Origin of the sequence: Pseudomonas sp. G.S.17, from assembly GCF_038096165.1 — a bacterium.
Lineage (GTDB): Bacteria > Pseudomonadota > Gammaproteobacteria > Pseudomonadales > Pseudomonadaceae > Aquipseudomonas.
Genome location: NZ_CP151076.1, coordinates 1,025,291 through 1,050,122 on the forward strand (window position 1 = coordinate 1,025,291; position 24,832 = coordinate 1,050,122).

Annotated in this window: 19 protein-coding genes and 2 pseudogenes; 9 read left to right on the forward strand and 12 right to left on the reverse strand. The window is 58.9% G+C overall.

The features are described from left to right. Positions 1-82 precede the first annotated feature (82 nt). The 9 genes and pseudogenes from rbfA to AABC73_RS04610 all read left to right on the forward strand — a co-directional run bounded on the left by rbfA (position 83) and on the right by AABC73_RS04610 (position 9,065). Positions 83-496 (forward strand): 30S ribosome-binding factor RbfA, encoded by a 414-nt coding sequence (rbfA, locus tag AABC73_RS04570; RefSeq protein ID WP_341522640.1) that lies wholly within the window; start codon positions 83-85, stop codon positions 494-496. A gap of 3 nt (positions 497-499) precedes the next feature. After that, on the forward strand, positions 500-1,417 hold the full coding sequence (truB, locus tag AABC73_RS04575; protein ID WP_065836082.1) for a tRNA pseudouridine(55) synthase TruB: 918 nt from the start codon (positions 500-502) through the stop codon (positions 1,415-1,417). Positions 1,418-1,568: 151 nt separating this feature from the next. After that, positions 1,569-1,838 (forward strand): 30S ribosomal protein S15, encoded by a 270-nt coding sequence (rpsO, locus tag AABC73_RS04580; RefSeq protein ID WP_002555121.1) that lies wholly within the window; start codon positions 1,569-1,571, stop codon positions 1,836-1,838. Between the two features lie 174 nt (positions 1,839-2,012). After that, positions 2,013-4,118, forward strand: coding sequence for a polyribonucleotide nucleotidyltransferase (pnp, locus tag AABC73_RS04585; protein WP_341522641.1), 2,106 nt, complete (start codon positions 2,013-2,015; stop codon positions 4,116-4,118). A gap of 483 nt (positions 4,119-4,601) precedes the next feature. After that, positions 4,602-6,024 (forward strand): annotated as a pseudogene (gene ltrA, locus AABC73_RS04590) (group II intron reverse transcriptase/maturase). 204 nt (positions 6,025-6,228) lie between these two features. Then, entirely contained in the window at positions 6,229-6,555 is a 327-nt protein-coding gene (locus AABC73_RS04595; protein WP_230000022.1) for a transposase, read from the forward strand. Beyond that, positions 6,552-6,887: an IS66 family insertion sequence element accessory protein TnpB gene (tnpB, locus tag AABC73_RS04600; protein WP_341522642.1), complete on the forward strand. Its 336-nt coding sequence runs from the start codon at positions 6,552-6,554 to the stop codon at positions 6,885-6,887. The genes AABC73_RS04595 and tnpB overlap by 4 nt, the downstream gene beginning before the upstream one ends. Positions 6,888-6,948: 61 nt before the next feature. Then, positions 6,949-8,474, forward strand: a pseudogene (locus tag AABC73_RS04605) (IS66 family transposase). A gap of 240 nt (positions 8,475-8,714) precedes the next feature. After that, positions 8,715-9,065, forward strand: a complete 351-nt coding sequence (locus tag AABC73_RS04610; RefSeq protein WP_341522643.1) for a BON domain-containing protein — start codon at positions 8,715-8,717, stop codon at positions 9,063-9,065. A gap of 251 nt (positions 9,066-9,316) precedes the next feature. On the opposite strand, the gene AABC73_RS04615 is transcribed toward AABC73_RS04610, so the two are convergent. The 12 genes from AABC73_RS04615 to AABC73_RS04670 all read right to left on the reverse strand — a co-directional run bounded on the left by AABC73_RS04615 (position 9,317) and on the right by AABC73_RS04670 (position 24,323). After that, a complete protein-coding gene (locus AABC73_RS04615) occupies positions 9,317-9,610 on the reverse strand; it encodes a DUF2845 domain-containing protein (RefSeq protein ID WP_341524171.1) in 294 nt (97 codons plus the stop codon). 27 nt (positions 9,611-9,637) lie between these two features. Then, a complete protein-coding gene (locus AABC73_RS04620; protein WP_341522644.1) occupies positions 9,638-12,604 on the reverse strand; it encodes a DUF748 domain-containing protein in 2,967 nt (988 codons plus the stop codon). A gap of 108 nt (positions 12,605-12,712) precedes the next feature. After that, complete coding sequence (locus AABC73_RS04625; RefSeq protein WP_341522645.1) at positions 12,713-13,729, reverse strand: class I SAM-dependent methyltransferase; 1,017 nt, start codon at positions 13,727-13,729, stop codon at positions 12,713-12,715. Positions 13,730-13,888: 159 nt separating this feature from the next. After that, positions 13,889-15,067 (reverse strand): acetyl-CoA C-acetyltransferase, encoded by a 1,179-nt coding sequence (locus AABC73_RS04630; RefSeq protein WP_341522646.1) that lies wholly within the window; start codon positions 15,065-15,067, stop codon positions 13,889-13,891. Between the two features lie 149 nt (positions 15,068-15,216). Next, on the reverse strand, positions 15,217-16,083 hold the full coding sequence (locus AABC73_RS04635; protein ID WP_341522647.1) for an oxygenase MpaB family protein: 867 nt from the start codon (positions 16,081-16,083) through the stop codon (positions 15,217-15,219). A 131-nt stretch (positions 16,084-16,214) separates the two neighbouring features. Continuing rightward, entirely contained in the window at positions 16,215-18,152 is a 1,938-nt protein-coding gene (gene acs, locus AABC73_RS04640; protein WP_341522648.1) for an acetate--CoA ligase, read from the reverse strand. 137 nt (positions 18,153-18,289) lie between these two features. Next, a complete protein-coding gene (pgi, locus tag AABC73_RS04645) occupies positions 18,290-19,954 on the reverse strand; it encodes a glucose-6-phosphate isomerase (protein ID WP_065836073.1) in 1,665 nt (554 codons plus the stop codon). A gap of 182 nt (positions 19,955-20,136) precedes the next feature. Next, positions 20,137-20,517 (reverse strand): aspartate 1-decarboxylase, encoded by a 381-nt coding sequence (gene panD / locus AABC73_RS04650; RefSeq protein WP_065836072.1) that lies wholly within the window; start codon positions 20,515-20,517, stop codon positions 20,137-20,139. A gap of 2 nt (positions 20,518-20,519) precedes the next feature. Continuing rightward, positions 20,520-21,377 carry a pantoate--beta-alanine ligase gene (gene panC / locus AABC73_RS04655; RefSeq protein ID WP_341522649.1) on the reverse strand — a complete coding sequence of 286 codons (858 nt, stop codon included), beginning with the start codon at positions 21,375-21,377 and terminating at the stop codon, positions 20,520-20,522. After that, positions 21,374-22,174, reverse strand: a complete 801-nt coding sequence (gene panB / locus AABC73_RS04660) for a 3-methyl-2-oxobutanoate hydroxymethyltransferase (protein ID WP_341522650.1) — start codon at positions 22,172-22,174, stop codon at positions 21,374-21,376. Before panB ends, panC begins: the two co-directional genes overlap by 4 nt. Positions 22,175-22,412: 238 nt before the next feature. Continuing rightward, complete coding sequence (gene folK / locus AABC73_RS04665; protein ID WP_341522651.1) at positions 22,413-22,898, reverse strand: 2-amino-4-hydroxy-6-hydroxymethyldihydropteridine diphosphokinase; 486 nt, start codon at positions 22,896-22,898, stop codon at positions 22,413-22,415. A 15-nt stretch (positions 22,899-22,913) separates the two neighbouring features. Beyond that, a complete protein-coding gene (locus tag AABC73_RS04670; protein WP_341522652.1) occupies positions 22,914-24,323 on the reverse strand; it encodes a polynucleotide adenylyltransferase PcnB in 1,410 nt (469 codons plus the stop codon). Between the last annotated feature and the right edge of the window lie 509 nt (positions 24,324-24,832).

Genomic DNA, 24,832 nt, shown 5'->3' on the forward strand with positions numbered 1-24,832 from the left:
CGGTCCGACTTCCGTCAGGCCGGGCGTTTGCCGCTTTCAGACCGCAAGGGTTTCGGCCCCGGTCAGTATCAGGTAGCAAAACATGGCAAAAGAATATAGCCGTACCCAACGCATTGGCGATCAGATGCAGCGCGAGCTGGCCCAGCTGATCCGCCGCGAAATCAAAGACCCGCGCGTAGGTCTGGTCACCATTACGGCTGTTGATGTCAGCCGTGATGTGGGTCACGCGAAGATTTTCATGACCGTGATGGGTCAGGACAGTGCTGAAGAAATCGCCCAGACCATCAAGGTGCTCAATTCCGCTGCAGGTTTCCTGCGCATGCAATTGGCCCGCGAAATGAAGCTGCGTAGCGTTCCTCAGTTGCACTTCCACTACGACGAAAGCGTCGTGCGTGGCGCGCACCTCTCGGCTTTGATCGAGCGCGCAGTGGCTGAAGACGGTCAGCATCCGGAAAGCGCGGCGCAGACCGCGAAGCCAGAAAGCACCGAGGAATAAAGAGTGGCTCAGGTCAAGCGTATACGCCGGAACGTCAGCGGGATCATCCTGCTCGACAAACCACTGGGCTTCACGTCCAACGCGGCCCTGCAGAAAGTGCGCTGGTTGCTCAATGCAGAAAAGGCCGGGCACACCGGCAGTCTCGATCCCTTGGCCACGGGTGTACTGCCGTTGTGCTTTGGCGAGGCTACCAAGTTCTCGCAATACCTGCTCGATTCGGACAAGTCCTACGAGACAGTGATGCAACTGGGCAAGACAACGACGACGGCCGACGCCGAAGGCGAAGTTTTACAGACGCGTCCGGTGACCGTTGGTCGTGCAGATATCGAAGCTGTTTTACCCGCTTTTCGTGGGCAAATCAGTCAGATACCGCCAATGTACTCAGCGCTCAAGCGTGATGGCCAGCCCCTTTACAAACTGGCTCGGGCCGGGGAAGTAGTGGAGCGCGAGGCGCGTTCTGTTACTATTGCGCGCCTGGAATTGCTGGAAAGCGAAGGCGAGACTGCACGCTTGTCGGTGGACTGCACCAAAGGCACCTATATCCGCACACTGGTTGAAGATATTGGTGAGGCACTCGGGTGTGGCGCCTACGTCGCGCAGCTGCGTCGTACACAAGCCGGACCTTTCAGCCTGGCCCAGACGGTTACGCTGGAAGAGTTGGAGCAAGTGCATGCCGACGGCGGTAATGAAGCGGTTGATCGCTTCCTGATGCCATCGGACAGCGGTCTGCAACACTGGCCGCTGCTGCAGTTTTCGGAACACAGTTCGTTTTACTGGTTGCATGGTCAACCGGTGAGAGCACCGGACGCGCCGCAGTTCGGCATGGTTCGGGTACAAGATCACGAAGGTCGCTTCATCGGTATCGGTGAAGTGAGCGAAGACGGGCGGATCGCGCCGCGTCGATTGATTCGGTCAGAATGACCGGACCCGGTGAAGCGGGGTTTCCTGCTTCAACGGTATGAGGATGGCTGTTAACAGGCATGGTCAGTCCTCACTTTTTAATACGAGAGTTTGCTCTCGGCCTGTTGAAACCGCACCTCTGGTACGGTTTCCTGATAAAAGGATTGCCCACATGGCACTCAGCGTTGAAGAAAAAGCTCAGATCGTAACCGACTACCAGCAAGCTGTTGGTGATACTGGTTCGCCAGAAGTGCAAGTTGCACTGCTGACCGCCAACATCAACAAACTGCAAGGCCACTTCAAGGCCAACGGTAAGGACCACCACTCGCGTCGTGGTCTGATCCGTATGGTAAACCAGCGTCGCAAGCTGCTGGATTACCTGAAAGGTAAGGACGTTAGCCGTTACAGCGCCCTGATCGGTCGTCTGGGTCTGCGTCGCTAATAACGACTCGGATAGAGGTTGGTTGTCTGTCGCGGGCTCGCCGGTTGTTTCGGCGAGTCGGGCGGGCTCCCAGCCTCTAGTTGTATCTGGACTGTCGTGGGGCCGATTCCCCGCACCGCCCAAGAATTCGCAAGAAACCAGTTCCCCAAGAGCCAACAAAGAAGGTAGGAAACCGTGAACCCGGTAATCAAGACATTTCAATTCGGTCAATCGACCGTAACCCTCGAGACAGGCCGTATCGCCCGTCAAGCTTCCGGCGCAGTATTGGTCACCGTTGACGACGACGTCAGCGTATTAGTGACTGTGGTCGGCGCCAAGACAGCTGACCCAAGCAAAGGCTTCTTCCCACTTTCCGTGCACTATCAGGAAAAAACCTACGCTGCCGGCAAGATCCCTGGCGGTTTCTTCAAGCGTGAAGGCCGTCCTTCCGAGAAAGAAACCCTCACTTCGCGTTTGATCGACCGTCCGATCCGCCCGTTGTTTCCAGAAGGCTTCATGAACGAAGTGCAGGTTGTCTGCACCGTTCTGTCCACCAGCAAAAAGACTGATCCAGACGTCGCTGCCATGATCGGCACCTCGGCGGCACTGGCTATTTCCGGTATCCCGTTCGACGGCCCTATCGGCGCCGCCCGCGTTGCTTTCCACGAAAGCACTGGCTACCTGCTGAACCCGACTTACGAGCAACTCAAGGCTTCGAGCCTGGACATGGTCGTTGCCGGTACTTCCGAAGCCGTGCTGATGGTTGAATCCGAAGCCAAAGAGCTGACCGAAGACCAGATGCTGGGCGCCGTACTGTTTGCTCACGACGAGTTCCAGGTTGTGATCAACGCCGTCAAGGAGCTCGCCGCTGAAGCCGCCAAGCCGACTTGGGACTGGCAGCCAAAGCCTGAAGCCACCGCTCTGCTGGCCGCTATCCGTAGCGAATTTGGCGAAGCGATTTCCCAGGCTTACACCATCACCATCAAGCACGAGCGTTATGCCCGTCTCGGTGAACTGAAAGACCAGATCGTTGCCAAGCTGTCCGGCGAAGAAGGCCAGCCGACTTCCAGCGAAGTCAAAGCTGCTTTCGGCGAAATCGAATACCGCACCGTGCGCGAGAACATCGTCAACGGCAAGCCGCGTATCGACGGTCGCGACACCCGCACCGTACGTCCGTTGAACATCGAAGTTGGCGTTCTGCCCAAGACCCACGGTTCGGCCTTGTTCACCCGTGGCGAAACCCAGGCTCTGGTTGTTGCAACACTGGGTACTGCCCGTGATGCACAGCTGCTCGATACCCTGGAAGGCGAGAAAAAAGACCCGTTCATGCTGCACTACAACTTCCCTCCGTTCTCGGTGGGCGAGTGTGGTCGCATGGGCGGCGCGGGTCGTCGTGAAATCGGTCACGGCCGTCTGGCTCGTCGTTCGGTTCAGGCGATGCTGCCTGCTGCCGATGTGTTCCCGTACACCATTCGTGTTGTATCGGAAATCACCGAGTCCAACGGTTCCAGCTCCATGGCTTCGGTCTGCGGTGCTTCCCTGGCACTGATGGACGCTGGTGTGCCGATGAAGGCGCCAGTTGCCGGTATCGCCATGGGTCTGGTCAAAGAAGGCGAGAAATTCGCCATCCTGACCGACATCCTGGGTGACGAAGATCACCTGGGCGACATGGACTTCAAGGTAGCCGGTACCGCCAAAGGTGTTACCGCGCTGCAGATGGACATCAAGATCAAAGGCATCACCGAAGAAATCATGGAAATCGCTCTGGGCCAAGCCCTGGAAGCGCGCCTGAATATCCTCGGTCAGATGAACCAGATCATTGGTCAGTCGCGTACCGAGCTGTCGGAAAATGCTCCGACCATGATCGCGATGAAAATCGACACCGACAAAATCCGTGACGTTATCGGTAAAGGTGGCGCGACCATCCGTGCGATCTGTGAAGAGACCAAGGCTTCGATCGATATCGAAGACGACGGCTCGATCAAGATCTTCGGCGAAACCAAGGAAGCCGCTGAGGCAGCACGTCAGCGCGTTCTGGGTATCACCGCAGAAGCGGAAATCGGCAAGATCTACGTCGGCAAGGTTGAGCGCATCGTCGACTTCGGTGCATTCGTCAACATCCTGCCTGGCAAAGACGGCCTGGTGCACATCTCCATGCTGAGCGACGCTCGCGTAGAGAAAGTGACCGACGTGTTGCAGGAAGGTCAGGAAGTCGAAGTACTGGTACTGGACGTGGACAACCGCGGCCGTATCAAGCTGTCGATCAAGGACGTTGCAGCAGCAAAGGCATCGGGCGTCTGATCTGCGGATTAGCTGAACGATGAAAAAGGGACCCTTCGGGGTCCTTTTTTTATGGTGCGCCAGGCATGGCGCGTAGCGCCGTGACTGGCGCTGTTTAGCTCACTGTGGTGGTGAGCCAAACGACTTGGAGGTGCAAGTCCTCTACACACCCGGCAAGGGGAAGTGTTAGCCAGAGGCAAGGGTGTCGCGGGTGACTGCGAATCTGAAGGAAGCCCGAGGCAAAATGCTGGCCTGACGAACAGGAAGCGGATGAGGCGGCACAGTGGGGTAAGACGGCCATAATCGTCAAAGCCCAATACTTGCACGGAACGCTGTGACGTATATCCGACGGGCATAAGCAGGAAGGTCGCGCGAATTACCCTGGGAGATCTGCATGCTTGCCACTGTGCTACCGAGCGCCGAGAGGCGACGGGATGAGTGTGCAGAAGTCAGCTGAAGCCGTAGTAATCGCCGTAACCGGGCCGATGAAGGGCCGAACAGGTTATGCCGCCAGTAGACGTCAGAGTCTCGTCGAATGTCCGAAAAGCAGAAATCTCTCGACAAGAGGGCTGTAACCCCAAGTTCTGGACAGAATCCAGGGCTTGCGGCTGGCAGTGCGCAGGCATCGGCGGCGTCTGTGACGTGGACGAACGCGGAGCCGGACACGCTGATGGAGCGGGTGCTTGCACCCGCCAACCTGCGGCGTGCGTATCAACGCGTGGTCAGCAACAAGGGCGCACCGGGTGCCGACGGCATGACGGTGGAGCAACTGGCGGACTACACGAATCAGTATTGGCCGATCCTCAAGGCTCGGTTGCTGGCCGGCGAGTATCACCCGCAAGGTGTGCGCGCCGTCGAAATCCCTAAACCCAAAGGTGGAACACGGCAGCTAGGCATCCCCTGTGTCGTGGACCGTCTGATCCAACAGGCTTTGCTACAGCAGCTCACGCCGATTTTCGATCCTCTGTTCTCGGATTACAGCTACGGTTTTCGTCCGGGTAGAAGCGCTCATCAAGCCATCGAAACAGCCCGTGCCCATGTGGCGGCGGGTCACCGCTGGTGCGTGGAGCTCAATCTGGAGAAGTTCTTTGATCGGGTCAATCACGATGTATTGATGGCCTACGTCGAGCGTCAAGTCGAAGACAAGCAAGTGCTCAGGCTGATCCGCCGCTACCTCGAGGCTGGAGTCATGTCGGGCGGGATCGTCAGCCGACGGCAGGAGGGGACGCCGCAAGGCGGCCCGCTCTCGCCGTTGCTGTCGAACATCCTGCTCAACGAACTTGACCGTGAGCTGGAGCGACGGGGTCATCGCTTCGTGCGGTATGCCGATGATGCGAACATTTATGTGCGTAGCCGTCGTGCTGGCGAACGGGTGTTGGCCGGGGTTGAGCGCTTCCTGAATCAGCGGCTGAAACTAGCGCTGAATCGGAAGAAGAGCCGTGTGGCGCGGCCCTGGGTCTGTGATTACTTGGGTTATGGGATGAGCTGGCATAAACAGCCGAGGCTGAAAGTGGCGTCGATGAGCCTAAATCGCTTGCGCGACCGGCTCAAAGAGCTGCTGCAAGGCGCACAGGGTTGCAAGATGGCTACGATCATCGAGCGAATCAACCCGGTGTTGCGCGGTTGGGCAGGCTATTTCAAGTTCAGCCAGAGCAGGAAACCACTTGAGGAACTGGACGGCTGGGTCCGACGCAGACTTCGATGCGTCCTATGGCGTCAATGGAAGTGGCCCTCAACGAGGGCGCGCAGCCTGATACGCCTGGGACTCAAAGAAGAGCGGGCTTGCAAATCAGCGTTCAATGGCCGTGGCCCATGGTGGAACTCGGGAGCGTCACATATGAATCAGGCGCTGCCGAAGAAACTGTGGGATCAGCTTGGGCTGGTCTCGATACTGGATACGATAAACCGGCTTAGTCGCATAACCTGAACCGCCGTATACGGAACCGTACGTACGGTGGTGTGAGAGGACGGCGGCTGTGAGGCCGCCTCCTACTCGATAGCGCAATTAAAGACTTAGAAGATTCACAGGAACGTAAGGGGCCGGGGAACACGCCTTCCGAGCCCGAGCAATAAGGGCGATTGTGTCCGCGTATTTTAAGCGGACGCAATTACCCTTAATGCCAGGATCGTCATGCGCCAACGTAAGTCATACCCGAAATCCTTCAAGACCCAAGTCGTTCAAGAGTGCGAGCAGCCCGGTGTTTCCGTGGCAGCTATTGCGATGAGTCACGGGATTAATGCCAATGTCGTTCGCCGGTGGATACCGCTTTACCGTGATCGGCAGGCAGTCGCGCTGCCAGCTTTCATTCCTTTGAAAGTCGCGCCGGTTGAACCAAAACATAAGACCGAAGCGTCGGCGATCATTGAGCTGGCGCTTGGCGAGCAATCGCTCATCGTGAAATGGCCAACTTCCGACCCTGACGGATGCGCCCGCTTTGTCCGAGGGCTTGTTCTTTGATCCGCATCGATGCCATCTGGCTCGCCACCGAGCCGATGGACATGCGCGCCGGTACCGAGACGGCGTTAGCCAGGGTGATCGCGGTGTTCGGTACGGCGCAGCCGCACTGTGCTTATCTGTTCGCCAACCGCCGCGCCAATCGCATGAAAGTGCTGGTGCATGACGGCTTCGGAATATGGCTGGCGGCGCGCCGGTTGAACCAAGGCAAGTTCCACTGGCCTGGTATTCGCCACGGCTCTGAGATGGAACTGGATACTGAGCAACTTCAGGCATTGGTGTTGGGTCTGCCATGGCAACGCGCAGGTTTTGGAGGCTCGATCACACTGCTTTAACGGCTGCCATTAGCCTATCGGTCTATCGCCGCGACGCGACTGCTCTGGCAAAATCCGGCGCATGACTTCCTCGCCCGATCTCGACCAAATGTCCCCCGACCAACTGCGTGCTTTGGCAGCGCAGTTGCTGTCGCAAGTCGACACGATGGGCAAGAAGATTAACCGCGATCAAACGGTTATCGAGAAGCTCACCCACGAGATCGCACAACTCAAGCGTTTGAAGTTTGCCAAGCGCAGCGAGCAGATGAATCCTGAGCAGGCCAGTTTGCTCGATGACCTGATCGATACCGATATCGCGGCGATTGAAGCAGAGCTTCAAGCCTTGCAAACAGTGCTCGCTCCGACCGAGAAAAAGCAAAAGCCCAAACGCACTGCTTTGCCGGCAGAGTTTCCACGCACGCTAATCCATCACGAACCGGACAACACTCACTGCCCATGTGGCTGCGCACTCAAGCGTATCGGTGAGGACGTCAGCGAAAAGCTGGACTACACGCCCGGGTATTTACCGTTGAGCGCCATGTCCGTGGCAAGTGGGTCTGTGATGACTGCGAAACGCTGATCCAGGCGCCGGTTCCGGCGCAGATCATTGATAAGGGAATCCCGACTGCCGGGTTACTGGCCCACGTCATGATCGCGAAGTTTGCTGACCATCTGCCTCTTTACCGTCAGGAATCGATCTTCGGTCGTGCCGGCTTGGCGATTCCACGTTCAACTTTGGCTCAATGGGTGGGTGTGACTGGGGTGCAGCTGCAACCTCTGGTCGATGCACTGCGCGACGTAGTGCTTGGGCAACAGGTTGTTCATGCCGATGAAACACCCGTGCAGATGCTCGTGCCGGGCTCAAAGAAAACCCACCGCTCCTATGTTTGGGCCTACGCCACCAGCCAGTTCTGCGAAACAGCAGCTGTTGTTTATGACTTCAGCCCCAGCCGCGCTGGTGAACATGCTCGCAACTTCCTGCAAGACTGGAAAGGTAAACTGGTCTGTGATGATTTTGGCGGCTACAAGGCCAGCTTCGGACTCGGCGTGACCGAGATCGGTTGCATGGCCCATGCGCGGCGCAAGTTCTTCGAACTGCACGCGACCAACAAGAGCACGCTCGCCGAACAGGCCCTGCGCTACATCCAGTTGCTTTACGAAATCGAGAGTGAAGTGCGCGACCTGGAGCCGGATTTACGGCGCCGAATACGGCAAGAAAAAGCCGTACCGGTGATGGATAGGCTGCATGCCTGGATGATGGCCCAGCGCGATCTCGTGCCTGAAGGCTCAGCCATCAGCAGAGCACTGGATTACAGCCTGAAACGCTGGGCAGCGTTGTCGCGCTACCTCGATGACGGGGCCGTACCCATTGACAATAATTGGTGCGAGAACCAAATCCGACCGTGGGCGTTGGGTCGCAAAAACTGGCTCTTTGCAGGTTCGCTGCGCAGCGGCAAACGGGCGGCGGCGATTATGAGTTTGATCCAGTCTGCGCGGCTCAATGGCCATGATCCGTACGCGTATCTGAAGGATGTCCTTACGCGCCTACCAACGCAGCGGGCGAGTGAAATTGATCAGTTGCTGCCGCATAGGTGGCAGCCGGTCTAATCACGCAAGGCGTGATGCCCGGACGCATACACAGGAACGACTGTCGGAAACATGCAACTTGCACGCGCCCAGAAAGACGAACGGGCAATCTGCACGACTCCATGAAATCTATGTTTTTTCAACCTGTTGATTTACATAGGTTTTGTGGTTATCTGAGGGTTGGCACAGCGATTGCGATATATAACGTAACCCTGCTGCCACTTGCTGGCGCAGATTTAGAGAAAAACAGGAGTTACTCGTATGAAGAAGTTTGCTATCGCTGCTGCTACCGCCACTGCCCTGACTCTGACCATGGCTAACGCTGCTTTCGCACAGACCTCGACTCAAGCTCCGATGGTCGTTGCTGCTAACGAAGTAGCAAAAACCAAAGAAGCGACCAGCGATACCTGGATCACTACCAAGGTAAAAACTGACCTGCTGACTGAGAAAGGCATCCCAGGTTCGGATATCAAGGTTGAAACCAACAAAGGCGTGGTTTCCCTGTCCTCCACTGTCGCAGTGACTGATGCTCAAAAAGCTACCGCTGTTGCCATCACCAAGAAAATCAAAGGCGTCAAAGCTGTTTCGGCTGACGGCCTGAAAGCTGAATAAGCTAAGAATATGCGCTGAACATTTATACAAGCAGTCGTCGCCCGCAAGGGCGGATGACTGACTGATTGAAGGTTCATGCGAAGACCACAAGGATGTGGTCATTAAAGGCCCCGGCGTTTACGTCGGGGCCTTTTCTATTGTCGGTCGGGCGGTGGGAGCAAGCTTGCTTGCGAAGGCGGTGTGATACCGAAAAGAGCAATTCGCGAGCAAGCTCGCTCCCACCAGGTTCGCTCCAACAATATATCTGGTGCTCACCGTTGCCGCTGACTCTCAATCCTCACCAGCCGACCTCCTTCAAAACGCAAATACTGATACATGCCGTGGTCGGGGCCGTAGATCCATTCTTCGACCCGCACCTCTTCAGATCTGCGGTACGTGCTGTTGAACGTTTCCTTGCTGCCGATGACGTCCTGACTCACCGGTATCCCGCATTTCTGCTGCACCTCGAAGGCCCGGTCGCCGACGCTGATCAGCTGGCTGCCGCAACGCAGCGTCGAAGCCTGCGCCGCGCAGTTCAGCGACAGCAGGCCCACGCTGAGTAACAGGCGTACTGCAAAAGAAGTGTTCAAGGCTTACTCGCTATCCAGATGCAGTGGGCTGATTACGGTGCCATTCTTCTGCGCTTCACCCAAGGAAGCATCGACGAAATACACGCGCTCGTCCGCCAGCTGGCCTTTGTCGACCAGGTAATCCTTGATGCTGCTCGCCCGCTCCTGGCCCAGTTCGCGCAGCAGGGTGTCACTGCCGCTCCAGAACTTGAGAATCTCGTCGCGCATGACTTTGGAGCGCTCTTCCTTGCCCAGGTCAACCCACTGCGCCAATGGCTGTTTCTTCAGGCGGGCGCGGTAGATGCCTTCGAGCATCGGCGATTTTTCGCTATCCGGCACTTCCAGCAGCGAAGCCTGGGCCGGGACTTTATCGCCCCGGCGCTGGAGGATCTTGTAATAGGTGTACTGATACTCGCGTTCCAGTCGTGCCTGGGCAATCAACGGACCGTCGGCGCTCGCCGCAGCGGTGCCTTCGATCTCCAGGCGCAAGGCCGGACGCTCCTTGAGCGCGGCTGAGAGCTTGTCCAGGGCCTTTTGCGCATCGCCACTCAACTCGCTGACGCCCGGCGCGAACGACACGCTGCCGAGGTCCTCGGAGCCTCCGCCGCTGACCAGACCGCCAATGAACTTGAACGGCGCAGTTGCGGCGCGCACCACCAGATTGCGCAGGGTCTGCCAGACAATCGGCATGACGCTGAATTGCGGGTTGTTCAGGTCACCGGAAACCGGCAGCTCGATGGAAATCTTGCCGTCGGTATCCTTGAGCAGCGCGATAGCCAGGCGAATCGGCAAGTCCATCGCGTCCGGGCTGTCGACCTTTTCCCCCAGCTGCAATTGCTCGACCACCACTTTGTTCTCCGCCTGCAACTGGCCTTTGGTGATCTTGTAATGCAGGTCAAGATTGAGTCGACCCTTGCGGATGCGATAGCCGGCAAATTTCCCGGAGTAGGGCGTCAGGGTGGTCAATTCCACGCGCTTGAAACTTGTGGCGATATCCAGCGCGGCCATTGGGTCGAAAGGGTTGAGACTGCCCTTGATAGTCACCGGCGCGTAGCGATCCACTTTGCCGTTGATGTTGACCGTGGCGGGTTTTGACTGGCGATTGTCCAGCGTGCCGATCTGGCCATTGAGTTGCTGGATGGCGGTGGCGAAGTTGGGGGTCAGGCTGAAATCGGCAAAGTTGGCCGAGCCGTCATTGATGTTCACTTCGCCGACATGAATACCCAGTGGTTTTTCTTTGCTCGCACTGGCGCTGGTCTTGGCCGCCGGGGCTTTATCCGCCGGTTGCGGGATCAGCAAGTCATCGACGTTGGTGGTCCGGTCATCGTTGATCATGAACCGCGCGTAGGGTTGCGCCAGGTTAACTTTGGCAATGTTCAGGCTGTCGCCGTGCTCATAATTCAGCCCTTCAAGCGTCAGCTGTTGCCACTTGAGGAAATCCCGCTGTTTCAGCGTATCGAGCGTATGCAGCTGGCTCACCTGAGCCTTGCCGTTAATGCTGAACGCCAGCGGCTCGGTGTTTTTCAGATTGACCGCCAGATCGCTGCCGAGCATGCCGCTGCGCAACTCAAGGCGGATGAACGGGCTGATATAAGCCTGGGCGACGCGCAGGTCGATGTCCTTGGTGGTCACTTGCAGCCTGGCGCTGACCGGGTTCAGGTTCACGTCGCCCGCAGCAGTGAGATTGCCTTGCTTGCCGATGCCGCTGTCCAGCTTGAGGGTGAAGGGCGATTTATTCAGGCTGTCGAAATTGTGCACGTCCAGATTCAGCGGGCCGACATCAATGGCTACGGGTTCTTTCGGCACGCGATCGGCGAGGTGGATTTGATAGTCGCGCAGCTGCACGTCCTTGAGCAGCACCTGCCAGGGCTTGGACGCCGTTGCCGGTTTGGCAGCAGCTTGCGCCTGCGCGTCGGTTGGTGCGGCCGGTTCCGGGGCTTTTTCGTCCACAGTCGGGGCTTTGGCGGGCTGCGGTGCAGTTTTCCCTGGTTGGCTGGCGAACAGCTTTTGCCAATCCAGTTGCCCGTCGGCTTCCCGCGCGGCCCAGGTTTCGAGCTTGTTGCTGCGGATCTTGCCGACGCTGACCAATTGTTTGGCCAGGTCCACCGAGGTCTCGCTGACGTCCAGACGTTGCAGGCGCACCAGCGGGCGGCCGTCAGGCGCATTGATCGCAAACGGCGCAACGCTCAGGGCCAGGTCCGTCAGCTTGAGCTCGGTGTCCTTGGACAGGTTCAATGTGTAGGCGGTGCTGAAGTTCAGCACGCCATCCTGCAACGCCAGCGGCAAGGCGTCGCGCACATAGGGCCACCAGACTTTCATCTTGCCGTCGGTGATTTTCAGCGTGCCTTCGGACGTGATCGGCACCAGGCTGATGCGCCCGATCCAATCAATCTGCCCGCCTTCTGGACCCGCCGCGACCAGCGTCATGTCGGCGTTGTCTTCGGGAAGGGTGCTGAGATTCTTCAGCTCGAAGTTGAGTTTGTCGTAGAGGAATTCGATGGGTTCGCTGGGGCGCAGGTCCTGGAAGTGGACAAAGCCGTCCGCCAGTTTGATCTGGTCAATACGCAGCGGGAATGGCTTGGCGGGTGCCTCGTCTTTCACCGGTTCGCTGGGCGGCAGCTTGAACAGCTGGGCCAGATTCAGCTTGCCCTGCTTGTCGAACAACAGCTCGGTCTTGGGTTTGAGCAGCTCCACGGCCTGCAAATGCAGCGCGCGGGTCCAGAGGCTGTCGATCTGCAGATTGGCGTACAGCTTTTCGAAACCGACCTGTTCTTTGCCGGGCGCCCCGATATTCAGGCCCCACAGGGTCACTTCCAGGCTGAAGGGGTTGAGCTCCAGCCGGTCGAGTCGCGCAGGAACTGTGGAGTAATTCGCCAGTTGCTGGTTGGCGATACGCAAAGCGACGCCGGGGAGAATGAAAAAGCCCAGTACGGTATAGAGGCCGAAGACCACCAGTAGGGCGCCAATCGCGCGTTTCAATCCTTTGTACATGTGAGGCGTCGTCTTTCTATATCGGAGGTGCTTTGAGTATGGCACGCCAATCTGGTTCCGAAGGTGACGCCTTTCGTTCTTGTAGGAACTCTCTGATAGCTGTGTGGCTTAGAGCTGGAGGATCAATGTCTTGAGCGGCGGCTGATTGTCCATGGACGGGAAGTCCTCGGCCGGCGGCATGATCTGCCACTCTCGCACCGGGCGCCCGGTCTTGGTGGCACAACGCAGTACCTGTTCACGCCAGTCTTCCATGCTGACTTTCGCCAGATTGTTGCAGCAGATCAGCACGCCATTGTCCGCCGTGGTCAGCAGCGCGGGCTTGAGCAGGCTTTGATAATCGCGCAGCAGATCGACCGTGCCGAAGGCGCTTTTCGCCCAGGCGGGCGGGTCGAGCAACACCAGATCGTACTGGCGCTGATCCAGCTTCACGTAGTCCGGCAGCTTGTGCCCGCGCCGCTGAGCGATGGGCAGCCCGGCCAGTTGCCGGATCGCCGGGAAGTAATCGGACTGGATGAATTGCATGCTCGGCAATTGTGGGTTGAGCGCGCCGTTTTCCCGGCCGACTGCGAGATTGCCTTCGGCGAAATCCAGATTGCAGACTTCCCGGGCACCGCCCGCTGCGGCGCTCAGGCCGACGCCGCAGGTATAGGCGAACAGATTGAGCACGCTTTTGCCTGCGCTGTGCTGCTTGACCCAGCCGCGGGTGTTGCGCAGGTCGAGGAACAACAGCGGATCCTGGCCAGCGTGTCGTCCGCGGACGCGGTAATTCAGGCCCCATTCGTGACCGATCAGGTCTTGCAGCGCGGCATCTTCCGCCTGGTAGACGGCGTCGTCCCGGTCGATGCGGGAATTGCCTTGCGACCGGTCGTTGTAGACCAGCAGCGTGTCGAGGTTCAGGCGGGCGTTAACCGTCGCGTGCAATTCCAGCAGCGCGTCACGCTCAAGGCGTGTGTGGAAACTCTGCACCAGCAGTTGCGGGCCGTAGCGGTCGATGGTCAGGCCGCTGGCGCCTTCCTGGCTGCCGTGGAACAGCCGATAACAGTCCGTGCCCTGGTGGTGCAGCTGGGCCAGCAAGGATTGGCGGTTATCGAGGGCGACGCTTAGCGCCTGAATCAAGGAAGACATGCAAAGCGCCTTGGGCTGGAATGGGCGCGGCAGTTTATCAGGTAAGTGATGCAGGGGAGAGATCGCTGAATAAGGCGCAATCCCGTAGGACCGGCTTTAGCCGGGAGGGCGTTCTCCCGGCTAAAACCCGTCCTACGGGAAGAGCGTTGGCGCTTATGTTTACCGCGCCAGCGCCAGTGCAACGCCTTGCCCGCCGCCGATGCACAAGGTCGCCAGACCTTTCTTGGCGTCGCGCTTGATCATTTCATGCAGCAGGGTCACCAGCACGCGGCAGCCCGATGCGCCGATCGGGTGGCCCAGGGCGATTGCGCCGCCGTTGACGTTGACCTTGGCCATGTCCCAACCGAGTTCCTTGCCGACCGACAACGCTTGTGCCGCGAAGGCTTCGTTGGCTTCGATCAGGTCCAGTTGCTCAATGGACCAACCGGCTTTGTCCAGGCAGCGGCGGGTGGCGCTGACCGGGCCGATGCCCATGATCGCCGGGTCGACGCCCGCGTTGGCATAGGCCGCGATACGCGCCAGCACCGGCAGGCCGAGTTGTTCAGCCTTGGCGGCGCTCATCAGGATGACGGCGGCGGCGCCGTCATTGAGCGATGAGGCGTTGCCCGCTGTCACGCTGCCGTCTTTCTTGAAGGCAGGCTTGAGCTTGCCCAGCGACTCGGCGGTGGTGCCGGCACGCGGCTGCTCGTCAGTGGCGAAAGCGATCGGATCGCCTTTGCGCTGAGGGATCAGGATCGGCGTGATTTCCTCGACGAAGCGCCCGCTTTCGATGGCGGCTACGGCTTTCTGCTGTGATTGCGCGGCAAAGGCATCCTGCGCTTCACGACTGATTTCGTACTTGTCGGCGAGGTTCTCGGCAGTGATGCCCATGTGGTAATCGTTGAATGCATCCCACAAGCCATCGCTGATCATGGTGTCCACTAACGTGCTGTGGCCCATGCGCAATCCGGTGCGTGCGCCCGGCATGACGTAGTTGGACAGGCTCATGTTCTCCTGGCCGCCGGCGATGATCACTTCAGCATCGCCGCAACGAATGGCCTGGGTCGCCAGATGCAGGGCTTTGAGGCCCGAGCCGCAGACTTTATTGAGGGTCATGGCCGGTACCGCAAACGGCAGGCCCGCCTTGATTGCCGACTGCCGCGCGGGGTTTTGCCCGGCGCCAGCGGTGAGAACCTGGCCCATGATCACCTCATCGACTTGCGCGCCATCAAGGCCGGTCTGCGCCAACAACTGGCGGATGACGGCCGCGCCCAGATCGACAGCGGAAACATTTGCCAGGGAACCCTGGAAACTTCCGACAGCGGTACGAGTGGCGGCAACGATAACGACGTCTTGCATGGCGCTGATCCTCATTTTTGTTAGGGTTTTACGTCGGGAGTAATGCTTCGGTCCCGAGTCGTTGTGATGAATAGGCCCATGTTGTCACACAAATGGCGGGCGCTTCCAACCGAGAACCGACCAGTATCCGATTTGGCGTGCTGTTTCGCTTACTGGCCCATACGCCTCCGGGCGCGATGAATCGAGCCGTTGCGCACCGCCCAGCGCAATACCGGAGCACTGCGTTTGACGGCGGCGCGGATCATCTTGCGCTGCAAGGCGGACTGATGCAGATCGAGCATCGCGCTGGCCCAGTCAGGCAACAGCTCGATACCCGCCTGCATCATCAACGCACCCATGGGTTTGGCCATCAGGCTGGGCGCGGGCGCCGCCAGCAACAGACGCAAGACTTCCCGACTGCGCTCGTCGCACATCAATTGCGGACGGATGCCTGCAAGATAGTCGGCGATTTCCTGCGACGAACGCGGCACATTTCGCGCGCCGAGCCGTTCAGCGATGAGCGCCGTTTCGTTGTAGTACTTGTCCTGATCCACGAGGGAAAGGTCCGGATTCAGGTAGCGCAAATGCGCAGCGAGAAAATTGCTGACCTCGGCGACATGCACCCAGGTGAGCAAATCCGGATCGCTGGCGGCATAAGGCCGGCCGTCGGGCGCAGTACCGATCACTTGCAGATGAATGGTACGCACTTTGTCGATCAGCCAATTGGCGTCCTGAGTGCAGCCAAAGGTGGTGCCGGAGATGAATTGTCCGGTGCGCCGCAAACGGCCGAGCATGTCCTGACGAAAGTTGGAGTGATCCCAGACGCCGGCCAGGGCCAGCGGATGCAGCGCCTGCAACATCAGGGCGCTGATACCGCCGATCAACATGCTGGGAAAGTCACCGTGGACTTGCCAGCAGATGGCTTCTGGCCCGAACAAACCGGGATCGCCCTTGGGGTTTTCCAGATCCAGCTGGCCGAGTGACAGCCCAGTGAGGCTCATGACTTGGGTTTCGATACGACTTCGGATGAATTCCATGGGCTCTCATCGAACAAAACATAACCACTTGAATTGACGCGTAATCCCGTAGGAGCCGCTTCAGCCGTGAGGTTGCTCTCGCGGCTGAAGCCGGTCCTACGGAACCTGTGCGGGACCATGCCCCGCTTCGCTCAACGATTCAAGCGTTTGTCGATCAGCCCTTGCACCACGCTTGGGTCGGCGAGGGTGGAGGTGTCGCCCAAAGTGTCCAGTTCATTGCAGGCAATCTTGCGCAGAATGCGCCGCATGATTTTCCCCGAGCGCGTCTTGGGCAGTGCTGGCGCCCATTGGATCAGCTCGGGCTTGGCGAAACTGCCGATTTCCGAGCTGACATGGGCAAGCAGCTCTTTGCGCAACTCCTCGCTGGGTTCGACACCATTCATCGGCGTGACAAAGGCGTAGATGCCCATGCCTTTGACGTCGTGTGGATAACCGACGACGGCCGCCTCGGCAATACTGTCGTGCAGCACCAGGGCGCTTTCGATTTCGGCGGTTCCGATCCGATGGCCGGAAACGTTGATGACGTCATCCACGCGCCCGGTGATCCAGTAATCGCCGTCCTCGTCGCGACGCGCGCCGTCCCCGGTGAAGTAATAACCGGGATATGGCTTGAAGTAGGTATCGATCATGCGCTGCTTGTCGCCGTACACGCTGCGAATCTGCCCAGGCCAACTGGCCTTGAGCGCCAGCAGGCCACTGGCCGCACCCTGGATTTCCTGACCCTTGTCGTCGAGCAAGACCGGTTGCACGCCGAACATCGGTTGCGTGGCGCAGCCCGGTTTGATCCGGCTGGCGCTGATCAGCGGGGTCAGCAGAATGCCGCCGGTTTCGGTCTGCCACCAGGTATCGACAATCGGACAGCGCTCTTTGCCTACGTGATGGAAATACCATTCCCACGCTTCCGGGTTGATCGGCTCACCGACGCTGCCAAGTAAACGCAGGCTTTCCCGGGAGGTGTCCTGCAAGGGGGCGAGCCCTTCACGCATCAACGCGCGCAACGCGGTGGGCGCGGTGTAGAAAATATTCACCTGATGCTTGTCGATCACTTGCCAGAAGCGCGAGCTGTCCGGGTAGCTGGGCACGCCTTCGAACATCAGGGTCGTCGCGCCATTCGCCAGCGGGCCATAGACGATGTAACTGTGGCCAGTCACCCAGCCGACATCCGCCGTACACCAGAAGACTTCGCCGTCGCGGTAATCGAACACGTATTTGTGGGTCATCGCCACCTGCAGCAAATAGCCACCGGTGGTGTGCAGGACGCCTTTGGGTTTGCCGGTGCTGCCAGAGGTGTAGAGGATGAACAGCGGATCTTCGGCGTCCATTGGTTCTGGCGGACAGTCATCGCTCATGCCGCGCACGGCTTCGTGATACCAGATATCGCGGTCCGGCACCCAATCCACATCGCCTTCAGTGCGTTGCACCACCAGTACTGTGCTGACATTCGGGCAACTCTGCAGTGCCTTGTCGACGTTCTGTTTGAGCGCCACATATTTACCGCCGCGCACGCCTTCGTCAGCGGTAATCACCGTACGGCAGTCGGCATCGAGAATCCGGTCGCGCAGGGCATCCGGCGAAAAACCACCGAAGACCACCGAATGCACTGCGCCGATTCGCGTGCAGGCGAGCATGGCGTAGGCGGCTTCAGGAATCATCGGCATGTAGATACACACCCGATCGCCTTTTTTTACGCCACGGCTTTTCAGCACATTGGCGAGGCGAGCGACGTTGTGATGGAGTTTTTTGTAGGTTATTTCAGCGGATTCAGAAGGATTGTCGCCCTCCCAGATAATGGCTATCTGCTCGCCGCGCTGCTTGAGATGGCGGTCGATGCAGTTGTAGCTGACGTTGAGTTTGCCACCTGCAAACCACTGGGCTTCGCCGGTCTTGAGATCGGCACGCTGCACTTCGTTCCACGGCGTGGACCAGTCGAGGAAGATTTTCGCTTGTTCGGCCCAGAACAGGTCGGGTTGTTCCACTGACTCGCGGTACATGCGCTGATAGTCGGCGGCGTTCAGCTGCGCCGCCTGGCGCACGGCATCGGCTTGGGGATATCTGCTGATATCGAACATGACGGTTCCTTATTCTTGTGGAGGTCACAGGGCAGTGTAGTGCGTCGAGCCTGAGTGGGTTTAATCCAGGCCCGGAAACGCAAAACCCGCCGTATCTTGCGAGAACGGCGGGTTTGGGTGTTGCGTTGAGCGCCAGATCAGCCGCGGTGACGACCACGGAAATAATTGATCAAGCCTTGGGTCGACGCGTCGTCAGCCGGCTCGTCGGTGCCGCCGGTCAGGCGCTGGTAAACCGCCTTGCCCATTTCCTTGCCCAGCTCCACGCCCCACTGATCGAAGGCGTTGGTGCCCCATATCACGCTTTGCACGAAGACCTTGTGTTCGTACATTGCCACCAGTGCGCCGAGACGACGGGGGCTGATGCGTTCGAGCACCAGGGTGTTGCTCGGACGGTTGCCGGGGATGACTTTGTGTGGCGCGAGCTTTTGCACGTCGCCTTCGGCCATGCCCTTGTCACGCAGTTCAGCTTCGGCTTCGCTGCGGGTCTTGCCCATCATCAAGGCCTGGCTTTGCGACAGGCAGTTGGCGTACAGCCATTGGTGGTGATCGGCGACCGGGTTGAAGCTGACAATCGGCACGATGAAGTCCGCCGGAATCATCTGCGTGCCCTGGTGCAGCAACTGGTGATAAGCATGCTGACCGTTGGCGCCTACGCCGCCCCAGATGACCGGGCCGGTGTCGGTGGAAACCGGCGTGCCATCCTGGCGCACGCTCTTGCCGTTGGATTCCATGTCCAGCTGTTGCAAGTGTTTGGTGATGTTGCGCAGGTAGTGGTCGTAAGGCAGGATCGCGTGGCTTTGCGCGCCCCAGAAATTGCCGTACCAGACACCCAGCAGCGCCAACAGCACCGGCATGTTCTGTTCGAACGACGCGGTCAGGAAGTGTTGGTCCATCGAATACGCGCCGGATAACAGTTCCTTGAAGTTGGACATGCCGATGGCCAGCGCGATCGGCAGGCCGATAGCCGACCATAGCGAATAACGACCGCCGACCCAGTCCCACATCGGGAAGATGTTTTCTTCACGGATGCCGAACGCCACGGCAGCGGCATTGTTGCTCGACACCGCGATGAAGTGACGATACAGCTCGGCCTCGGAACCGCCTTGCGCCAGATACCAGGCACGGGCGGCGGTCGCGTTCTTGAGGGTTTCCAGGGTGGTGAAGGTCTTCGACGAAACGATGAACAGCGTCGTTTCAGCACGCAGTTTCAAGGTCAGTTCGTGGAATTCACTGCCGTCGATGTTCGCCAGGTAATGACAGCGAACGCCTTTTTGCGCGTAGGACAACAGCGCTTCGGACACCAGCTCCGGGCCGAGGAACGAACCACCGATGCCGATGTTCACCACGTCGGTGATTGGCTTCTCGGTGTAGCCGCGCCACAGACCGTCGTGAATGCGGCCGACCAGATCAGTCATCTGGTTGAGCACTTTGTGAACTTCAGGCATCACGTTGACGCCGTTGACCTGCAGCTTGTCGCCAACCGGACGACGCAGCGCGGTATGCAGCGCCGGGCGACCTTCGGAAGCGTTGACCAGCTCGCCATCGTATTGCGCCTTGATAGCTTCCTTGAGGCCGACTTCATTGGCCAGGCTCACCAGCAAGTCGCGGGTTTCACTGGTGATCAGGTTTTTCGAGTAATCGAGAAACAGACCACAACTGCTCAGGGTGAACTCGCTGAAACGCTGCGGGTTTTCGTTGAACGCTTCGCGCATGCTGAAATCCTGCATGGCTTCGCGGTGTTGATTGAGTGCCTGCCAAGCGGGCAGGCTGGTCACGTCGGAAGGGGTGCGGTAGTACGCCATCGCTGCGGGTTTCCTTGTACTTGGAACTGGCTTTGGACCTTAAAAGCGAGCGGGATCAAACAGGTTTTACGGTCTTGGAGACTAATACCTGAGCGCCTGTTTGTCTGCGCTTCGCTTTACCTGGGCTCGGTACTTTTTCACACAACATCGTCCGGGCATTAAACATGTTCGGTGCTGGTTCGTCAGGCCACCTGTACCGGTATGGCATTGCTGGTGTGGCTAAGTTCATTACCGGGAGCCATGTACAGCATTCGTGGCTTGAAATGCTCAAGCTCGGCTTCGGAGTACTGAGCATAGGCGCAGATGATCACGCGATCACCGACTTTCGCCTTATGAGCGGCCGCGCCGTTGACCGAAATCATCCGCGAACCTGCTTCGCCCCGGATAGCGTAGGTGGTGAAACGCTCACCGTTGTCCAGGTTGTAGATCTGGATTTGTTCGTACTCGCGAATCCCGGACAGGTCCAGCCATTCGCCATCAATCGCACATGAACCTTCGTAGTCAAGCACTGCGTGAGTGACTTCAGCACGGTGCAGCTTGGCTTTCAGCATGATGCTTTGCATGTTTATGCATGTTCCCTGTTCAAGTGCAGGTTATCGATAAGGCGCGTCTTGCCCAGGAAAACCGCAGCCAGAACGACCAGATCACTGTGCTCGGCAGTCGCCGGACGCAGGCTGGTGGCTTCGCGAATTTCCAGGTAGTCGGGGCGCAAACCGGCGGTTTCGAGCCGCTGCTTGCCCTGATCAAGCAGCGCGCTGAAGTCCTGTTCACCTTTGCCGATGGCCTCGCCAATCTGGCAGATCACGCGGTACAACTCAGGCGCAATGGCGCGCTGTTCTTCGCTGAGGTAGCCGTTGCGCGAGGACAACGCCAGACCGTCCGCCGCCCGAACCGTCGGTTCGCCGATAATCTGGATCGGCATGTTCAGGTCGCGGACCAGCGCGCGGATCACCGCCAGTTGCTGGAAATCCTTCTCGCCGAACACGGCCAGATCCGGCTGGACCATATTGAATAGCTTGCTGACCACCGTCGCAACGCCGTCGAAGTGGCCTGGACGGCTGGCGCCGCACAAACCTTCGGACAGGCTCGGTACGCTGACGATGGTCTGGTCGGCCATGCCGTGGGGATACATTTCTTCAACCGTCGGCGTGAACAGCAGATGGCAGCCGGCCTGGAGCAGTTTTTCCTGATCCGCGGCCAGGGTACGCGGGTAAGTGGCCAGGTCTTCGTTGGGGCCGAATTGCAGCGGGTTGACGAAGATGGTGGCGACGACGAAGTCCGCGCGTTGCGCAGCCTTGGTAATCAGCGCCGCATGACCGCTGTGCAGGTTGCCCATGGTCGGCGCCAGGCCGATCCGCTTGCCTTCACTGCGCGCACGTGCGACTGCCGCGCGTAATTCGCGCACGGTTTTAACTGTGTTCATGCTGAAAATCCGTGTTCAGTTGCCGGGAAGCTGACGTCTTTGACTGCCGCAACATAGGCCTGCAATGCCGATTGAATATCGGGCTGCCCGATCATGAAGTTCTTCACGAACTTGGGTACCCGACCGGTGATGGCGAGCCCCAGCATGTCGTGCAGGACCAGCACCTGGCCATCAGTGGCGCTACCCGCGCCGATGCCAATGACCGGAATCTTCACCGCATGGCTGATTTCCTCGGCCAGTTCGCTGGGCACGCATTCGAGCAGCAGCATCGCCGCGCCAGCCTGCTCAAGCGTGATGGCATCGGCTCGCATTTGCCGCGCCTGGGTTTCCTGTCGGCCTTGCACCTTGTAACCGCCCAGCACGTTCACCGCTTGCGGGGTGAGGCCCATGTGCGCGCAAACCGGGACACCACGGTCGCTCAGCAGCCGAATCGATTCGGCCAGCCAGGCCGCGCCTTCGATCTTGAGCATGTGCGCACCGGCCTGCATCAGCGCTGCGCTGTTGGCGAAGGTTTGATCGAGGGTTGCGTAGGACATGAATGGCAGGTCGGCCATGATCAGCGCGCCCTGATTGCCGCGTTTGACGCAGGCCACGTGATAGGCCATCTCGGCGGTGGTAACAGGCAACGTGCTGTCATGACCTTGCAGGACCATGCCCAGCGAATCGCCGACCAGCAGCACTTCTACGCCGGCCTGACTTGCAGCATGGGCAAAGGTCGCGTCGTAGCAGGTCAGCATGGTGATTTTCTCACCCTTTTGTTTCAGGCCCAGCAACGACGTAACAGTGATATCTGGCATGGAAAAGTCCTCGATCAGGCGCTGTGAACACTACGGCGAGCAACGCGTGAGATTCATCCTGGAAAAGCAGGTACACCGTCGTTTTTGCGGTGTTTACCGAGTCCTGCTTGCGCCCATTGGCCAGCGAACAGGCTGGCGGGGACGCCTATCTTCGTGAGGAGGGGGCGTGAAGTCAATTGCGCGTGTTACCCCCCGGCTACCGGTTACCGCAGAGCGGTTACAGTCAGGCTGTTACCGGTCAGGTGCGGGCGGGCAGGCGCTCAAGTCCTTCGAAGGGACAATCGGCGAGCATTTGACTCAGGGAGCGGCCGTCCGGCAGCTGCAAATCAGGGGCAAGCTCGGCCAGCGGGTAGAGCACGAAGGCCCTGGCGTGCATGTGATAGTGCGGCACTTTGAGGCGTGCTTCGTCGATCAGGCGCTCACCGAACAACAGGATGTCGAGGTCCAGAGTGCGCGGCCCCCAGCGTTCGTGACGTTCGCGGCCCTGGTCCAGTTCGATGGCTTGCAGCCTGTCGAGCAGTTCCAGCGGCGCCAACCCGGTATCCAGCGCGGCAACCGCATTGGTGAAGCGTGGTTGGCCTGGCAGCAGGGAATCGCTGATGTACAAGGCTGAAACGCCGATCCACTGGCTATTCGGCAACTGCGTCAATGCTGTGATAGCACTGCGCAATTGCTCGGCGGGATCGGCCAGATTGCTGCCCATGCCTATATAGACGCGTTCCATGTCAGCAACCCTGGATCATTCGCCGGAAGTATTCGGCGCGTCGCCAGCGGCGCGTTTGCGCTTGGCACCACTGGTACGGCGGCGTTTGCGCGGCGGGGCGCCCGTGGCGTCAGGCTTGCTGCTCAGGTCGCGAATCATCTCGCGGCGTTCGCTGTCGTTGCATTCCTGATAATCGGTCCACCATTCGCCCAAGCCGTCGGTCTCTTCGCCAGCGCTTTCGCGCAGCAGGAGGAAATCGTAACCGGCGCGGAACCGTGGGTTGTCGAGGAGCATGTCGGCGCGTTTGCCGGAGCGACGCGGCAGACGTTCCTGCATGTCCCAGATCTCACGGATCGGCATGGTGAAGCGCTTCGGAATGGCGATGCGCTGGCACTGCTCAAGGATCAACTCTTGCGCCGCTTCGTTCATGGCCGGAATCGGCGGCATGCCGCGTTCCTGCAGACGTAGCACCTTGGCGGGCAAAGCTGGCCAGAGCAGGGCCGCAAACAGGAACGCCGGGGTTACCGGCTTGTTCTGTTTGATGCGCAGGTCGGTGTTGCTCAGGGCTTCACTGATCAGCGTGTGGGTGTAGGTCGGATTGTATTCCAGAGCCTTGGAGCTGGCCGGGAACAACGGTTCGAACAGTTCCAGGTCGACCAGCATTTCGAAGGTCGACGCGGCGTAGCCGGACATGAACAGCTTGAGCACTTCTTCGAACAGACGCGCCGACGGGATATCGCGCAGCATCGGCGCCAATGGCTGGATCGGCGTGGCGCTGTGTTTTTCGATGCCGAAATCCAGCTTGGCGGCGAAACGCACGGCGCGGAGCATGCGCACCGGGTCTTCTTTATAGCGCTGCTGCGGATCGCCGATCAGGCGGATCAAGCGATTGCGGATGTCGTGTACGCCGTTGGCGTAATCGAGTACGCGCTCGGAAACCGGGTCGTAATACAGGGCGTTGATCGTGAAGTCGCGACGCTGGGCGTCCTCTTCAAGCGTGCCGTAAACGTTGTCGCGCAGAATCCGGCCGCTCTCGTTACGCGAAGACTGGTTGCTGTCTTCGTCCTCATCATCCACCGGATGATTGGCGCGGAAGGTGGCGACTTCGATGATTTCGCGGCCGAAGTGAATATGGACCAGCTTGAAGCGCCGGCCGATGATTCGGGCGTTACGAAATTCAGCGCGAACCTGTTCCGGCGTGGCGCTGGTGGCGACGTCGAAATCCTTGGGTTCGATATGCAGCATCAGGTCCCGCACGCAGCCACCGACCAGATAAGCCTGGTAGCCAGCGTTTTGCAGGCGCTCGACAATGCTGACCGCGTAGCGGCTGAACTGGCTGCGTTGCAGCGAGTGTTGGCTGCTGTTGAGCACTTCAGGTGTGCTGCGGATGTGTTGCTGCGGTTTGCGCAGTGGGGAACGGAGAGACTGGAACAGCTTCTTCAGCATGGGATGCACTGTTTGAAGGAATATTCGGCCAAATACGAAGAGTGACCGCACGATGGGCGGGGATTCTAGCATTTAGTCGGGGGATGGTGTAGGAAGCTGCGCGACAGGCTTACAAGAAGGGGGTGAACGGTTTTGTTACGGAAGCTACTGGGGGAGCCGAAGCTCCCCCAAAGTGTGTGCTCTTTATTTTTATTGTCTGTTCGGGCTTTTTGTTTTTGTTGAGTGCCCATTCACGAGACTTTTGGTCTGTGAACCCTCCCAATCGGGAGTCAAGAGCAAACGGATTGCTTTGGTCGCTGCGTTGCAATGATCATTCGATCCAACCAGTTCAGGCGCTACCTTGGGGTAGTTTTTGTTGTTCTCAGCCTGGTCGTGGGGCACGCCCCAAATACAACTCCTCTCCAAAAGAATCAGTTAGCTGCGCCTCCGCCGTGTTGTTCTTGTTATGCGTGAGTCGATTCGTATTGTTTTTATTATGGGTTTTACTACTGCGAGTTTTTGTTGTTCTT

Bases quoted from the DNA above. Each gene is read 5' to 3' on its own strand.
- AABC73_RS04610 (WP_341522643.1), top strand. From the start codon at position 8,715: ATGAAGAAGTTTGCTATCGCTGCTGCTACCGCCACTGCCCTGACTCTG.
- pgi (WP_065836073.1), bottom strand. From the start codon at position 19,954: ATGGCGTACTACCGCACCCCTTCCGACGTGACCAGCCTGCCCGCTTGG.
- acs (WP_341522648.1), bottom strand. From the start codon at position 18,152: ATGTTCGATATCAGCAGATATCCCCAAGCCGATGCCGTGCGCCAGGCG.
- panD (WP_065836072.1), bottom strand. From the start codon at position 20,517: ATGCAAAGCATCATGCTGAAAGCCAAGCTGCACCGTGCTGAAGTCACT.
- AABC73_RS04620 (WP_341522644.1), bottom strand. From the start codon at position 12,604: ATGTACAAAGGATTGAAACGCGCGATTGGCGCCCTACTGGTGGTCTTC.
- AABC73_RS04635 (WP_341522647.1), bottom strand. From the start codon at position 16,083: ATGGAATTCATCCGAAGTCGTATCGAAACCCAAGTCATGAGCCTCACT.
- rpsO (WP_002555121.1), top strand. From the start codon at position 1,569: ATGGCACTCAGCGTTGAAGAAAAAGCTCAGATCGTAACCGACTACCAG.
- folK (WP_341522651.1), bottom strand. From the start codon at position 22,898: ATGGAACGCGTCTATATAGGCATGGGCAGCAATCTGGCCGATCCCGCC.
- panB (WP_341522650.1), bottom strand. From the start codon at position 22,174: ATGCCAGATATCACTGTTACGTCGTTGCTGGGCCTGAAACAAAAGGGT.
- AABC73_RS04595 (WP_230000022.1), top strand. From the start codon at position 6,229: ATGCGCCAACGTAAGTCATACCCGAAATCCTTCAAGACCCAAGTCGTT.
- AABC73_RS04625 (WP_341522645.1), bottom strand. From the start codon at position 13,729: ATGTCTTCCTTGATTCAGGCGCTAAGCGTCGCCCTCGATAACCGCCAA.
- AABC73_RS04630 (WP_341522646.1), bottom strand. From the start codon at position 15,067: ATGCAAGACGTCGTTATCGTTGCCGCCACTCGTACCGCTGTCGGAAGT.
- rbfA (WP_341522640.1), top strand. From the start codon at position 83: ATGGCAAAAGAATATAGCCGTACCCAACGCATTGGCGATCAGATGCAG.
- AABC73_RS04670 (WP_341522652.1), bottom strand. From the start codon at position 24,323: ATGCTGAAGAAGCTGTTCCAGTCTCTCCGTTCCCCACTGCGCAAACCG.
- panC (WP_341522649.1), bottom strand. From the start codon at position 21,377: ATGAACACAGTTAAAACCGTGCGCGAATTACGCGCGGCAGTCGCACGT.